The 14,583-nt window shown below is 68.2% G+C and carries 15 protein-coding genes; 13 read left to right on the plus strand and 2 right to left on the minus strand.

The window, feature by feature from the left end; all coding sequences use genetic code 11:
• Nucleotides 1-3: 3 nt before the first annotated feature.
• Complete coding sequence (locus OVA31_RS22260; RefSeq protein WP_267628709.1) at nt 4-471, minus strand: OsmC family protein; 468 nt, start codon at nt 469-471, stop codon at nt 4-6.
• Between the two features lie 149 nt (nt 472-620).
• On the opposite strand from OVA31_RS22260, the gene alaS reads away from it, so the two are divergent.
• The 8 genes from alaS to aroB all read left to right on the plus strand — a co-directional run bounded on the left by alaS (nt 621) and on the right by aroB (nt 9,941).
• Nucleotides 621-3,299 carry an alanine--tRNA ligase gene (gene alaS / locus OVA31_RS22265; RefSeq protein WP_267628710.1) on the plus strand — a complete coding sequence of 893 codons (2,679 nt, stop codon included), beginning with the start codon at nt 621-623 and terminating at the stop codon, nt 3,297-3,299.
• A complete protein-coding gene (gene ruvX / locus OVA31_RS22270) occupies nt 3,296-3,727 on the plus strand; it encodes a Holliday junction resolvase RuvX (protein WP_267628711.1) in 432 nt (143 codons plus the stop codon). Before alaS ends, ruvX begins: the two co-directional genes overlap by 4 nt.
• A 100-nt stretch (nt 3,728-3,827) precedes the next feature.
• Complete coding sequence (locus tag OVA31_RS22275) at nt 3,828-5,696, plus strand: endolytic transglycosylase MltG (RefSeq protein WP_267628712.1); 1,869 nt, start codon at nt 3,828-3,830, stop codon at nt 5,694-5,696.
• A gap of 4 nt (nt 5,697-5,700) precedes the next feature.
• Nucleotides 5,701-6,531, plus strand: a complete 831-nt coding sequence (locus OVA31_RS22280) for a shikimate dehydrogenase (protein WP_267628713.1) — start codon at nt 5,701-5,703, stop codon at nt 6,529-6,531.
• A 120-nt stretch (nt 6,532-6,651) separates the two neighbouring features.
• Complete coding sequence (locus tag OVA31_RS22285) at nt 6,652-7,038, plus strand: prepilin peptidase (protein ID WP_267628714.1); 387 nt, start codon at nt 6,652-6,654, stop codon at nt 7,036-7,038.
• A gap of 40 nt (nt 7,039-7,078) precedes the next feature.
• Complete coding sequence (gene aroC, locus OVA31_RS22290) at nt 7,079-8,287, plus strand: chorismate synthase (RefSeq protein WP_267628715.1); 1,209 nt, start codon at nt 7,079-7,081, stop codon at nt 8,285-8,287.
• Entirely contained in the window at nt 8,284-8,838 is a 555-nt protein-coding gene (locus OVA31_RS22295) for a shikimate kinase (RefSeq protein WP_267628716.1), read from the plus strand. Before aroC ends, OVA31_RS22295 begins: the two co-directional genes overlap by 4 nt.
• Nucleotides 8,835-9,941: a 3-dehydroquinate synthase gene (gene aroB, locus OVA31_RS22300; protein ID WP_267628717.1), complete on the plus strand. Its 1,107-nt coding sequence runs from the start codon at nt 8,835-8,837 to the stop codon at nt 9,939-9,941. The genes OVA31_RS22295 and aroB overlap by 4 nt, the downstream gene beginning before the upstream one ends.
• Nucleotides 9,942-10,023: 82 nt before the next feature.
• Here aroB and OVA31_RS22305 read toward each other — a convergent pair whose 3' ends face one another.
• Complete coding sequence (locus OVA31_RS22305; RefSeq protein ID WP_164307952.1) at nt 10,024-10,518, minus strand: B-4DMT family transporter; 495 nt, start codon at nt 10,516-10,518, stop codon at nt 10,024-10,026.
• Between the two features lie 109 nt (nt 10,519-10,627).
• Here OVA31_RS22305 and OVA31_RS22310 point away from each other — a divergent pair, with 109 nt between their 5' ends.
• The 5 genes from OVA31_RS22310 to OVA31_RS22330 all read left to right on the plus strand — a co-directional run bounded on the left by OVA31_RS22310 (nt 10,628) and on the right by OVA31_RS22330 (nt 14,575).
• The gene (locus tag OVA31_RS22310) at nt 10,628-11,770 is read left to right on the plus strand and encodes an aminopeptidase P family protein (protein WP_267628718.1); all 1,143 of its coding nucleotides are present in this window, start codon (nt 10,628-10,630) and stop codon (nt 11,768-11,770) included.
• 37 nt (nt 11,771-11,807) lie between these two features.
• On the plus strand, nt 11,808-12,371 hold the full coding sequence (gene efp, locus OVA31_RS22315) for an elongation factor P (protein WP_267628719.1): 564 nt from the start codon (nt 11,808-11,810) through the stop codon (nt 12,369-12,371).
• A 15-nt stretch (nt 12,372-12,386) separates the two neighbouring features.
• Nucleotides 12,387-12,884 (plus strand): transcription antitermination factor NusB, encoded by a 498-nt coding sequence (gene nusB / locus OVA31_RS22320; RefSeq protein ID WP_267628720.1) that lies wholly within the window; start codon nt 12,387-12,389, stop codon nt 12,882-12,884.
• 114 nt (nt 12,885-12,998) lie between these two features.
• Entirely contained in the window at nt 12,999-13,619 is a 621-nt protein-coding gene (gene pyrR / locus OVA31_RS22325; RefSeq protein ID WP_267631656.1) for a bifunctional pyr operon transcriptional regulator/uracil phosphoribosyltransferase PyrR, read from the plus strand.
• The gene (locus tag OVA31_RS22330) at nt 13,619-14,575 is read left to right on the plus strand and encodes an aspartate carbamoyltransferase catalytic subunit (RefSeq protein WP_267628721.1); all 957 of its coding nucleotides are present in this window, start codon (nt 13,619-13,621) and stop codon (nt 14,573-14,575) included. The genes pyrR and OVA31_RS22330 overlap by 1 nt, the downstream gene beginning before the upstream one ends.
• The last annotated feature ends 8 nt before the right edge of the window (nt 14,576-14,583 follow it).

Raw genomic sequence — 14,583 nt, forward strand, 5'->3', positions numbered from 1 at the left:
GGGTCAGCCGATCTCGACCACGGCCTCGTGGCAGACGGGGAAGTTCACCGAGTTCGCGATGAAGCACCACTCGTGGGCGTCGTCGTGGGCAGCGATCGCATCGTCGACCATCGACCCGTCCGCGACCGTGACCCGCGGGCGCAGCGTGGCGCTCACGAAGTGCCCACCATTGCCCTCCTGCGCCATGACCGCGTGCGCGTCGTCGACGTATGCGGTGACGACGACGCCGCGGGCCACACAGGCATGCAGATAGGAGAGCAGGTGGCACTGGGAGAGCGCCGCCAGCAGCATGTCTTCCGGGTTCCATCGCCCACCGTCGCCCCGGAACGAGGCATCGGCGGAACCGAGAAGGTCAGGCTTTCCCGGCACGGCAACCACCGTGTCGCGGTCATAATCGCGATACCCGGTCGTCCCCGGGCCACGGTTGCCGGTCCAGGTGGTCGTGAGTGCGTACTGATGGTCGGTCGACATGGTCGACGAGTCTGCCACCGGGCTCCGACACGATGCCGGACACGGGCTCGTTCCCACCTCGGCGGTAGTCTGGAGAGTCGCAGACCGGTCTCGACCGCCGGTCCGGACGACCAGATGCCAGACCGACCACTCACCAAGGACGAACTCAGTTGCAGACGCATGACATCCGGCAGCGCTTCCTGGATCACTTCATCAAGGCGGGCCACACCGAGGTCCCGAGCGCCTCGCTGATCCTCGATGACCCCAACCTGCTGTTCGTCAACGCCGGAATGGTGCCGTTCAAGCCCTACTTCCTGGGTGAGCAGACCGCACCCTTCGACCGCGCGACGAGCGTGCAGAAGTGCGTGCGCACCCTCGACATCGACGAGGTCGGCATCACGACGCGTCACAACACGTTCTTCCAGATGGCAGGCAACTTCTCGTTCGGCGACTACTTCAAGCGTGAGGCGATCAACTTCGCGTGGACGTTGCTCACCAACAGCGTCGCCGACGGCGGCTACGGGATCGAGGCCGACAAACTGTGGCCGACGGTGTACCTCGACGACGACGAGGCCGAGGCCATCTGGCGCGACGAGATCGGCGTCCCCGCCGAGCGCATCCAGCGGCGCGGTCTGAAGGACAACTACTGGTCGATGGGTGTCCCGGGCCCCTGCGGCCCGTGCTCGGAGATCTTCTACGACCGCGGTCCCGCCTACGGCGAGGAAGGCGGGCCCGAGGCGGACGAGGACCGCTACATCGAGATCTGGAATCTCGTGTTCATGCAGAATGTGCGGGGCCCCGGCGGCGGCAAGGACGGCTACGAGATCCTCGGTCCGCTGCCGAAGAAGAACATCGACACCGGTATGGGCATCGAGCGCGTCGCCTGCATCCTGCAGGGCGTCGACAACGTCTACGAGACCGACCTGTGCAAGCCGATCATCGACCTCGCCGCCCGTCTGACCGGCCGCGCATACGGCGCAGGCAATCACGACGACGACGTCCGCTTCCGCGTGATCGCCGACCACGCCCGCACCGCGACCCTGCTCATCGGCGACGGCGTCCTGCCCGGCAACGACGGTCGAGGTTACGTCCTGCGCCGCCTGCTGCGGCGTGTGGTCCGGTCGGTGCGTCTTCTCGGAGCCGACCAGCCGACGATGGGGGACTTCATCAACCTCGTCGTCGACACCATGTCTCCCTCGTACCCGAACCTCGCCGAACAGCGCAGGCACATCGTCGACGTCGCGATCGGCGAGGAGGCGTCGTTCAGCAAGACGCTGGCCGCCGGTTCCAAGCTCTTCGCCGATGCCGCGCAGGCCACCAAGGCGGCCGAGAACACCACGATCAGCGGTGACGACGCGTTCACCCTGCACGACACCTACGGCTTCCCGATCGACCTGACACTGGAGATGGCCGCCGAGGCCGGGCTGTCGGTGGACCAGCAGGGTTTCACCGCGCTGATGGCCGAACAGAAGCAGCGTGCCAAGGCCGATGCGACCGCCCGCAAGACCGGTCATGCCGACCTGTCGGTGTACCGCGAGTTCCTCGACCGTGGGCCGACCACCTTCACCGGATTCGACGAACTCATCTCGGAGGCAAAGGTTCTCGGGCTGGTGTCCGACGGCGCACGGGTGCGCAGCGCGTCGTCGGGACAGGAGCTTGTCGTGGTGCTCGACCGCAGTCCGCTCTATGCCGAATCCGGTGGTCAGATGGCCGATGTCGGGACCATCACGACCGGCGACGGTGTGCGCCTGCGCATCACCGACGTCCAGAAGGCCGGCAAGTCCGTGTGGCTGCACAAGGTGACCGTCGACGAGGGCGAGATCGCCGAGGGCGACGAGGTCATCGCGTCGGTCGACCAGGCGTGGCGGCACGGTGCGACACAGGGACATTCGGGGACCCACATGGTTCACGCCGCACTGCGTGAGGTACTCGGGCCCACCGCGACCCAGGCGGGTTCGCTGAACCGGCCGGGCTATCTCCGATTCGACTTCCACTCCGGGAAGCCGTTGTCGGAGAGTCAGCGTCGTGAGATCGAGGAGATCAGCAATGCGGCGGTCGAGGCCAACTATCCGGTGCACACCTTCGAGACCGGGCTGACCGAGGCGAAGCAGATGGGGGCGCTGGCGCTGTTCGGTGAGAACTACGGCGACGTGGTCCGCGTCGTCGAGATCGGTGGCCCGTTCTCCATGGAACTGTGCGGCGGAACGCATGTCGCGTCGTCGTCGCAGATCGGTCCGGTCACCGTGATCGGTGAATCATCGGTCGGATCGGGTGTCCGGCGCGTGGAGGCCTACGTCGGCATGGACTCCTTCCGGTTCCTGTCCAAGGAGCGGGCGCTGCTGGCAGGTCTCGCATCGTCACTCAAGGTGCCCTCCGAGGAGGTGCCGGGTCGCGTCGAGCAGCTGGTGAACCGGCTGCGCGACGCGGAGAAGCAGGTCGAACGGATGCGGGCGGATTCGGCTCGCGCAGCAGCAGGCGGACTGATCGACTCCGCCGTCACGGTTGGTTCGACGCTGATCGTCGGCGGGCGCCTGCCCGACGGTCTCGACGCCAACGGGCTGCGTTCGCTCGCAACGGATCTGCGTGGCAAGGTCGCCGACCGGCCCGCGGTGATCGCGCTCTTCTCGTCGACCACCGACGGCGAGACCACCAAGGTGCCGTTCGTCGTGGCCACCACCGATGCCGCTCGCGGACTCGGCGTCAAGGCCGGTGACATCGTCAAGGAGGTCGCCGGACTGGTCGGCGGCCGCGGTGGCGGAAAACCCGATCTCGCGCAGGGATCCGGTTCCGATGCCACCGGCGTCGACGCCGCGATGACCCGTCTGCGCGAACTCGTCCGGGACCGATGACGGCGACCCGCGGACGTCGCATCGGCGTCGATGTCGGATCGGTCCGCATCGGTGTCGCGGTGTGTGATCCGGACGGCATTCTCGCGACACCCGTGGAGACCGTCCGGCGGACCCCAGGGGGCAGAGCGGACCTCGAACGAATCGCCGACATCGTGGCCGAATACGACGCAGTCGGCGTGGTGGTCGGGCTGCCCAAGACATTGCGCAACGAGGACGGGACGGCGGCAGGGCTGGCACGTGAGTTCGGTGATCAGCTCGCGGACCGGATCAGCCCGGTCGGTGTCGAATATCACGACGAACGCCTGACCACGGTGACTGCTACCCAGGCGCTGCGTGCGAGCGGGGTGAAAGCGAAATCCTCGCGCGCCGTGATTGATCAAGCGGCCGCGGTCGCTATTCTGCAGGGGTGGCTGGACACGCGACGATGAGTTCTGGATCCGTCCGGCCCCACAGCACAGCGCAATTCGCGATCGCGAATCGGCGCTACAGTGCAGCCGACTTTCGCCGGAACCGGAGAGGAATCATTCGGTGACCGACGAGCACCAGCATCGGCCGCGACAGCGGCGCCACGAGATCTCCGAACAGCCCACCGAGCAGCTCGATCTCGATCGACTGCGGTATTTCACGCAGCCCGCCGACGGCAAGCCCTCGACCCGTCATCGCCGCCGCAGGGCGGTGGAATCGGACGAACCGGAGGTCACGCAGGCCGCGCACCCGTCGAACCCACCCGCGGGTGCTCAACCACCTCCTCCCGGCGCTCCGCCGATGCCCAGCGCCCCGATGCCCAGTGGTCCGATGCCCAGCGCTCCGCCGGCTCCGAGCCCTCCGCCGCCCGCTGCGCCGCGGACCGCCGCGCCGCGGACCGGCGCGCAGCGCGTGGCACCAGAGGTCCGACGACGGGCGCCGAGCGCACCGCCGCCACCGAGCCGACCCGAACGGAGCCGACCTGAGCGGATCCCCCCTGAGCGGATCCCCTCGGAGCGGATCCCTTCAGACGACGTCGATCCGGACCAGCCCCTGACGCTCTCGTCGGGCGAGTACAGCGACCCGCTGCGCAGCGCCGTTCCGCACCGGGTGCGTCCGCAGACGATCGAGCCCCAAGCGCCACGCACGCACTTCCTCGACAGCGACGACGACCCGCTCGACGAGACCGCCGATGACGTCGCCGATCGCGGTCGTCGGCGCCTGCGGCGGGAGCGCGGCGCCGGGCGCCCGAAAGGCAGGCGTCCCCGTCGGGAGAAGGTCGGCTCGCCGAATCGCACGCGACGTCGCGTCATCCTCGCGCTGGTGATGGCCTGCATGCTGGTCCTGGTCGCCGGGGTCGGATTCGTCGGTCTGCGCTCGCTCGGGGTCTTCGAGAACCACAAGGACTACTCCGATGCGGCAGGTACGGCCGATGTGATCGTCGACATCCCGCAGAACTCGACTCTGATGGACTTCGGCCGGATCCTGGAGAAGGACGATGTGGTCGGCAGCGTCAACGCGTTCCTCGACGCCGCAGGTGGGCAGGCCATGTCGGGCGGTTACTACAAGCTCCGAACCCAGATCCCCGCGGCCACCGCGGTCGCGATGATGACCGACGACAACGAGCACCGCGTCGGCCGCGTGGTGGTGCCGGAAGGGCTGCAGCTCGACAACAAGAAGGGCGTCGACGGCAAGACCACTCCGGGAATCTTCCAGATGATCTCCGACGCCACGGCGGTGACCGTGAACGGTCAGCGGGTCGGTGCGGACGTCGGACAACTCGAGAAAGCGGCCGCCGAGTCGACACCGGACCAGCTCGGGGTGCCCGCGTGGGCTCGCCCCACCGTCGAGCAGCTCACGGGCGATCATCGGCGGATCGAGGGACTGATCGCGCCCGGGACCTGGGAGACGATCGATCCGAACCACTCGGCGACCCAGATCCTGCACGATCTGATCGTCGCGAGCTCGATCCGGTTCCAGCAGTGGGGTCTGCTCGAAACGCAGGACTCCGGGCTGACCCCGTACGAGACGCTGGTGGCGGCATCGGTCGTCGAACGTGAGGTGACCGACCCCGAGGACTTCCCGAAGGTGTCAAGGGTGATCCTCAATCGCTTGGCCAAAGACCAACGGCTGGAGATGGATTCCACCACGAACTACACGGCGAACGTGACGAACATCGACGTCTACGGCGACGCATACAAGGCCGACAACAAGTGGAACACCTACCGCAACACGGGACTACCGGTGACACCGATCGGGGCGGTGGGCGAACGCGCGCTTGGTGCGGTCGAGCATCCGACCGCAGGCAACTGGCTCTACTTCGTCACCGTGGACCGACAGGGCACCACGCTGTTCGCGAACACCTTCGAAGAACATCAGCAGAACCGCGAGAAGGCTTGTGAGAACAAGCTCCTGAGTACCGGGTGCAGCTGATCGGATGGAACTGACAGCTCGCCGGGCCGCCGTGCTCGGATCACCGGTCGGTCATTCCCGATCACCGGACCTGCACCTGGCCGCCTACCGTGCGCTGGGTCTCACGGGCTGGACCTATGACCGGATCGAGTGCACCGCCGAGGAACTGCCGGATCTGGTGGGTGGCCTGGGCCCCGACTTCGTCGGCCTCTCGGTGACGATGCCGGCCAAACTCGCAGCCCTCGCGTTCGCCGACGAGCGCACGACGCGGGCCGAACTCGTCGGCTCGGCCAACACGCTGGTACGCACCGAGGGTGGCTGGCGTGCCGACTGCACCGACATCGACGGCATGGCAGGCGCACTGCGCGAGGTGGGCGCCGACGCCACGACGAATGCGTCTGCCGTCGTGGTGGGTGCCGGCGGTACCGCGCTGCCCACGGTGGCCGCCCTCGCCGACGCCGGCTTCACCGACCTGGCGGTGGTGGCGCGCGATGCCGGCCGGGCCGCACCGGTGATCGAACTCGGACGGAGGGTGGGCATGACCACGGCGGTGCTGCCATTCGAGCCCGGTTCCGACCTCGAGGAGTGCGCCGCTGCGTCCGGCGTGTTGATCTCCACGGTCCCTGCCGGCGCGACCACACCGATCGTCGGCTCGCTGGCATCTGCGGCGAGGGTCGTCGACGTGATCTATCACCCGTGGCCGACGCCGTTGGCAGCGGCGGTCTCGACGGCGGGCGGCCGTGTTGTCGGGGGGCTGGTGATGCTGCTCAATCAGGCGTTCAGCCAAGTCGAGCAGTTCACGGGGCGCCCCGCGCCTCGAGAGGCGATGGCCGCCGTGCTCGGCGCGGCCGGATGACCGACCAGCGATAGCACGATTACGGCGTCGGAGCAGATCGACGCTCCACAGGGGACCAGCGATGCACAGCGCCGTCGTACACGTGCCGGCCCGGGTCTGGGTGACCGGCACTCTCGGCGGATGAGCTCATTCCTGGTGCTGATCTGGCTGGTGGTCGTGGCGGTTGGCGATCAACGCACGGGACGGATCGCGACGGCGCTCGTCTGGCCGGGGATCGCGGCGACGATCGGCATGTCGCTCGGACACCCCGGGGTACTGGCCGCCGCAGTGGCCACGGCGACCCCGTACCTGGTGGCGGTGCTCGCCCGCGCGTGTGGGGGCGGCGATCTCAAGCTCGCCTTCGTCGTCGGCGGGATCGTGGGCGACGTGGGCACGGGGCTGGTGGTGGTCGTCCTCGCTGCGGTGGTCACGGTCCTGGTACATCTGCGAGGACCGGCGCGCGAGCCCGGTCGACCACACGGTCCGGCGCTGGTCACCGCCGCGCTCTGCGCTCTCGGCATCACATGACGGGGTCTACGAGGTGGGGTCGTCGGGTGACAACGAGGTCATGGAACAATTGATCACTGTGTTGCGCTGGATAACTGCCGGAGAATCCCATGGCCCGGCCCTGGTCGCCCTTGTCGAGGGGATGGTGGCCGGAGTGGAGATCACCTCGTCCGACATCGCCGAACAACTGGCGCGTCGTCGTCTCGGCTATGGACGAGGGGCGCGGATGAAGTTCGAGGCGGACAAGATCACCCTTGTCGGCGGGTTGCGGCACGGCGCGACGATGGGCGGCCCCGTCGCCATCGAGATCGCCAACTCCGAGTGGCCGAAGTGGGAGACGGTGATGGCAGCCGACCCGGTCGACCCCGCCGAGTTGGAGGGCAGCGCGCGCAATGCGCCGCTCACTCGGCCGCGCCCCGGGCACGCCGACTACTCGGGCATGCTGAAATACGGCTTCGACGACGCGCGTCCGGTCCTCGAACGTGCCAGCGCGCGGGAGACGGCGGCACGGGTGGCCGCGGGTACCGTCGCCCGCAACTTCCTGCGGCAGGTGTTCGGGATCGACGTCCTGTCGCATGTGATCTCGATCGGCGCGAGTGAACCCTATGACGGTCCCGCCCCCCGCATCACCGACCTGCCGGCGATCGACGAGAGCCCGGTCCGCGCGTTCGACGCGGCCGCCGGGCAGCGGATGATCGACGAGATCGAGGCGGCGAAGAAGGATGGCGACACACTCGGCGGCGTCGTCGAGGTCGTCGCCACCGGTGTGCCGGTCGGCCTGGGGTCCCACGTCAGTGGTGAGACCCGTCTGGACGCCAGGCTGGCGGGAGCCCTGATGGGCATCCAGGCGATCAAGGGTGTCGAGGTCGGCGACGGTTTCACCACCGCACGACGCCGCGGCAGTCAGGCCCACGACGAGATGGTGCCGGGTCCCGACGGCGTGCTGCGATCCACCAACCGTGCCGGTGGTCTGGAAGGCGGCATGACGAACGGCGAGGACGTGCGCGTGCGCGTGGCGATGAAGCCGATCTCGACGGTGCCGCGGGCGCTGTCCACCGTCGACATGGCGACCGGCGAAGAGGCGGTTGCGATCCATCAGCGCTCCGACGTGTGCGCCGTACCCGCGGCAGGCGTGGTCGCGGAGGCGATGGTCGCCCTGGTGCTCGCCCAGGCGGCCCTCGACAAGTTCGGCGGCGACTCGGTGACCGAGACCGCGGAGAACCTGGCAAGCTACCGCAAGCGCATCGACGCGCGGCCGCCGCAGCGATGAGCACGCCCCGTCCCGAGCGTCGTCCGGTCGTGGTGCTGATCGGCTTCATGGGCGCGGGCAAGTCCACGGTCGGCCGCATCCTGGCCGACCGCCTCGGTGTGGACTTCCTCGACACCGACGCCGAACTGGTCCGCAGCACCGGACGGACCATCCCGGACATCTTCACGACGGACGGTCCGGAACGATTCCGGGAGATCGAACGCGACGTGGTCCTCGAGATCCTGCGATCGCACGGGGGTGTACTGGCGCTCGGTGGCGGTGCGGTGATGACGCCTGCGGTCGCGGCCGGTCTGGCAGGCCACCGGGTCGTCTATCTGAAGATCGACGCCGAGCAGGGTTTCGCGCGGGTGCGCGACAGCGACCGTCCGCTCATCGCCGGTGACGATCCGCACCGGCGCTACGGCGAACTGCTCGCCGAACGAGACGAGACCTACCTCCGCACGGGCACATTCACCGTCGACGCGGCAGCGGGCGACCCCGGGGACGTGGCGGATGCCATCCTCGCCGAACTCGCCCGCGCACTCGTACCAGAAAGGGCGGCCACCACATGACCGAGCCGATAGCGATCACCGTCAACGCCGGTGCCCCGTACGACGTGGTCATCGGGCGAGGTCTGCTCGACGACGTCGCCACCGCGGCCACCGGCGCCGACCGGATTGCGATCCTCTACCAGCCGACGCTGGCGAAGACTGCTGAGCAGATCCGGGAATTCTTGGCGGACAAGGGTTTCGATGCCCACCGGATCGAGATCCCGGACGCCGAGGCCGGCAAGGATCTATCGGTGGCGGCGTTCTGCTGGGACGTGTTCGGCCGGATCGGACTCAAGCGCAACGACAAGGTGATCGGTCTCGGCGGCGGAGCCGCGACCGATCTCGCGGGCTTCGTCGCCGCCACCTGGATGCGCGGCATCGGTGTCATCCAGATCCCGACGACACTGTTGGCGATGGTCGACGCGGCGGTCGGTGGCAAGACCGGGATCAACACCGACGCGGGGAAGAATCTCGTCGGGTCCTTCCACGAGCCCGACGCCGTCCTGATCGACACGGCGACGCTCGCCACGGTCCCGCGTAACGAGGTCGTCGCAGGCCTCGCCGAGGTGATCAAGACCGGATTCATCGCGGACCCGGTGATCCTCGACATCATCGAGGCCGACCCCGCGGCCGCGATCGACTCGGCAGGCGACGTGCTGCCCGAACTGATCAGGCGCTCCGTCCAGGTCAAGGCCGACGTGGTCTCGGCGGATCTCAAGGAATCGTCGCTACGCGAGATCCTGAACTACGGGCACACCCTCGGGCACGCCATCGAGCGCCGCGAGCGCTACCGCTGGCGCCACGGCGCCGCGGTCTCGGTGGGTCTGGTATTCGCCGCGGAGCTGGCGAGACTGGCCGGCCGGCTCGACGATGTCACCGCCGACCGTCACCGCAGCGTGCTGGAGCTGGTCGGCCTGCCGACGACCTACGACGCCGATGCCCTCCCTGACCTGCTGGAGGCGATGTCGGGGGACAAGAAGAACCGTTCTGGCGTGCTGCGTTTCGTCGTCCTCGACGGTCTGGCCAAGCCCGGTCGGCTGGAAGGCCCCGACCCGGGTCTCATCGCCGCCGCCTACTCGGCCATCGCGGGAGATTCCGCACCGTCGGGCGGCGTGCTTCTCTGACCCGGACCGACCAGGACCACAGAGAACTCCCACCGGCACGAGAGCTCGTGCGCCGGTGGGAGTTTTTGTTGACCTGGGTCTGTCAGCCGGCGACGTGTTCGCCGTCGCGGTCGGGGTGCACCGACCAGTCGTCCTCGGTCTCCTGCCCCTTGCGCTGATCGCGGCGGACCAGGAATCGGCCGACGGCCGCACCGAGGAACGCGGGGGCGAACACCAGCAGAGCGGTGAACGAACCGCCCGCGATCAGTTCGATGAAAAGGCTGGCCTCGCCGATGCCTGCGAACACGAACCGGCCGAGGATCCAGCAGATCAGTCCGGCGACGACGCCTGCGAGCAGGCCCGCCTGCAACCAGCGGACGGTGAGGTCCCGGTAGTCGTCCGGATCCGGATTGGCACGGGCGTCCGCAGTGCCGTCGATGCCACCCCAGAGGAGCGCCACGAGCACGACCGCGGCGATGGCGATCGTCTTCCAGACGGTGGAATGCAGCGGGGCGTTGACCACGGCCACACCGAGCAACACACGGGCGATGACGTGAACGGCGGTCATGACCACACCGCGCAGCAACCACGAAGACATAGCCGACAGGGTACGCAACGACGAACGTGTTCCAAAACACATCCCCCGTCCAACCGCCCGCGACGACATGTCTGCGGACCCCATCCCTGCGGCGCGGTAGCGTGAAGAGATGTCTGCCGATGCCATGACCAGCGACTACCGAGCCCGCCGCGATCGTGTCCGCACCGCTCTCGCACGGTTGAACGAGCCCGCCGACGCCGTGGTTGTCACCGATCTCGTCAACGTCCGCTATCTCACGGGGTTCACCGGATCCAACGGCGCGGTGCTGATCTGGGCCGACGACGCGGCGGCCGACCGCATCTGCACCGACGGTCGCTATCTCACCCAGGTTGCCGAGCAGGCCGGGGATCTGCAGGCGGTGATCTCCCGCGACGTCCTGACCGAACTCGCGACGCACGCGCGCCGGGTGGGTGCCAGGTCGATCGGTTTCGAGGCCGACGCGGTGACGGTGGCAGCCCATCGAGCCCTTGTCGGCCGCTTGGCCGAGCAGGACGGCCCGGCGGCGGAGTTGGTCGGCTGCAGCGGGCTGGTCCAGGAGTTCCGGAAGATCAAGGACGCCGGCGAGGTGGAACTGCTGCGCCGGGCGTGCGCGATCGGCGATCAGGGTCTCGCGGCCATCATCGATCGCGGCGTGATCCGCGCAGGCGTCTCCGAACGGGAGGTCGCCCGCGCGCTCGAGTGGGAGATGTACGCCCTCGGCGCCGACGACATCGCCTTCGAGACCATCGTCGCCGCGGGCGCGAACTCCGCGGTTCCACATCACCGCCCCACGGACGCGATCCTGGCCGACGGCGATTTCGTCAAGATCGACTTCGGAGCGGTGGTCGGCGGCTATCACTCGGACATGACCCGCACCTATGTGCTGTCCCATGCCGCCGACTGGCAACGCGAGATATACGAACTGGTCGCCACCGCCCAGGCCGCCGGACGCGCAGCGCTGCATCCGGGCGCGGAGCTGCGCGACATCGATGCCGCAGCTCGGTCGGTCATCACCGACGCGGGCCACGGCGACCACTACGTACATGGTCTGGGCCACGGCGTCGGGCTGGAGATACACGAAGCGCCGGGAATCGGGTCGCTGGCGACGGGTACACTGCCTTGCGGCGCGGCGGTGACCGTGGAGCCCGGCGTCTACCTCCCTGGGCGAGGTGGCGTCAGGATCGAGGACACGCTCGTCGTCACCAGTATGGAGACGGCTGGGGGCACACCGGACCTGCTGACCGCGACCGACAAGACATTCACCGTCATCTGACGGTCGTTGACCCCGAGAAGACAGGGAAGAGAACCACATGGCGACCACCGCCGATTTCAAGAACGGCCTCGTGCTGCGCATGGATGACCAGCTCTGGCAGATCCAGGAGTTCCAGCACGTGAAGCCCGGCAAGGGGCCGGCCTTCGTCCGCACCAAGATCAAGAACGTGCTCTCCGGGAAGACGGTCGACAAGACCTTCAACGCCGGGGTGAAGGTCGAGACAGCGACCGTCGACCGTCGTGACATGACCTACCTCTACAACGACGGCACCGACTACGTGTTCATGGACGGCGAGACCTTCGACCAGATCTCCATCCAGCCGGGCACGGTCGGTGACGGCGCGCGATTCCTGCTCGAGAACATGACCGTGCAGGTGGCCATGCACGAGGGCAACCCGCTCTACGTCGAACTGCCCGTCACGGTCGAGCTGATCGTCTCGCAGACCGACCCGGGACTGCAGGGCGACCGCTCGACCGGCGGCACCAAGCCGGCCACCATGGAGACCGGAGCAGAGATCCAGGTCCCGCTGTTCATCAACACCGGCGACAAGCTCAAGGTCGACTCCCGGGACGGCGGCTACCTCGGCCGCGTCAACGGCTGATCGAACGATTCTCCCGTGAAACAGCCCGGTACCCGCCACAAAGCCCGCCGTCGCGCGGTCGATCTGTTGTTCGAGGCGGAGGCCAAGAAGGTCAGCCCGGCCCAACTGGTCTCCGAGCGTCGGCTCTATGTCCGCGACGACGAGAGCGTCGGGACCATCCATGACTACACCGCGACCGTCATCGAAGGTCTGGCCGCCGACCTCCCGCAGATCGACCCGGTGGTGTCCTCGCATCTGCGCGGATGGACGCTGGAGCGGTTGCCCGCGGTCGACCGCGCGATCCTCCGGCTGGCGACGTGGGAGCTCTTCAATGCGGCCGATGTCGACCCGATCGTGATCGTCGACGAGGCGGTGGAGTTGGCGAAGGAGCTCTCGACCGACGACTCGCCCGCGTTCGTCAACGGCGTGCTTGCGCGGATCGCCGAGCTCGCACCCCAGGTCCGCGCCGCGGCTGCCGCCGGGAGTGCGATCGACGACGCACCCGCCGAACGTGAGCGCAACGACGGCGTTTGACCAAGCGCACACCTCGTCGGCTCGGTTCGCCGGGGTGGCGGCGTGTAAAGTATCGCGAGACAGACATCCTTTAACGATCCGTCCGGCGAGGCGGAGAAGGAGGTCGGCTTGACCATGCCAGCTGATGGTGCGCGGCCAACCGATGGTGCCCGATCCGTGGGACGGGTTCTGCTCGACGCTTCCGACGTCGCCCGGACCATTGCCAGGGTCGCCCATGAGGTGATCGAGAAGACGGCGCTCGACTCGCCGGCTGCCCCTCGGGTGGTGATCATCGGAATCCCAACCCGCGGAACGTATCTGGCTTCGCGGCTGGCCGAGAAGATCAACGAGTTCGCGGACACCCACGTGCCTGTCGGCTACCTCGACATCACGCTCTACCGGGATGATCTCCGCGCGAAACCGCATCGGCCGCTCGAACGGACCGTGGTGCCCGCCGGCGGCGTGGACAACGCGGTCGTCATCCTGGTCGACGACGTCCTCTTCTCCGGCCGCACCGTGCGCGCCGCCCTCGACGCGCTGCGCGATCTGGGCCGTCCCGCGGCGGTTCAACTGGCCGTGCTGGTCGATCGCGGACACCGGGAACTGCCGCTGCGCGCCGACTATGTCGGGAAGAACATCCCGACATCGCGAGACGAGAACGTCTCGGTGCATCTCGTCGAGCACGACCAGATCGACGAGGTCGTGCTGAGTCCGGCACCCGCGGCCCAGCCGTCGACGGCAGCAGGTGAGGCCTGATGCGACACCTGCTGTCCACCCAGGATCTGACGGCAGACGAGGCGACCGGGCTCCTCGACGAGGCGGAGCGGTTCGAGCAGGCGCTCACCGGCCGCGAGGTGCGCAAGCTCCCGACACTGCGCGGTCGGACCGTGATGACGGTGTTCTACGAGAACTCCACCCGCACCCGGGTCTCCTTCGAGGTCGCAGGCAAGTGGATGAGCGCCGACGTGATCAACGTGAGCGCGTCGAGTTCGTCGGCGGGCAAGGGAGAGTCGTTGCGGGACACCGCGAAGACCCTGCACGCGTTGGGTGCCGACGCGCTTATCGTGCGTCATCCGGCGTCGGGCGCCGCGCATCAGATCGCGGCCTGGACCGCCGGCGTGACGAACGGCGAGACAACCGGGCCGGCGATCATCAACGCGGGCGACGGCACCCACGAACACCCGACCCAGGCATTGCTGGACGCGCTGACGCTGCGTCAGCGGCTCGGCTCGCTCAAGGGCAGGCGGGTGGCCATCGTCGGTGATGTCCTGCACTCCCGGGTGGCCCGCTCCAACGCGCACCTGCTCGCAACGCTCGGCGCCGAGGTCGTGCTCGTCGCACCGGAGACACTGCTGCCGGTCGGCGTCGAGGGCTGGCCGGTGGTCACCTCGAACTCCTTGGATGCGGAACTGGCCGCGGCCGACGCGGTGATGATGCTCCGCGTGCAGGCCGAGCGGATGAACGGCGGGTTCTTCCCCAGCGCCCGCGAGTACTCGGTGCGTTTCGGACTCAACGACCGACGGATGGCTCTCCTCGCCGATCACGCGGTCGTACTGCATCCGGGTCCGATGCTGCGCGGTATGGAGATCGGCTACTCGGTCGCCGACTCGCCGCGCGCAACGGTCCTCGAACAGGTCCGAAACGGCGTGCACGTGCGGATGGCGGTCCTTTTCCGCCTGCTCGTCGGCACCGACAGCCCGGGAGCCCAGTGAACAAGCCA

It is taken from the genome of Gordonia sp. SL306 (assembly GCF_026625785.1).
In the GTDB taxonomy this organism is placed as follows: Bacteria; Actinomycetota; Actinomycetes; order Mycobacteriales; family Mycobacteriaceae; genus Gordonia.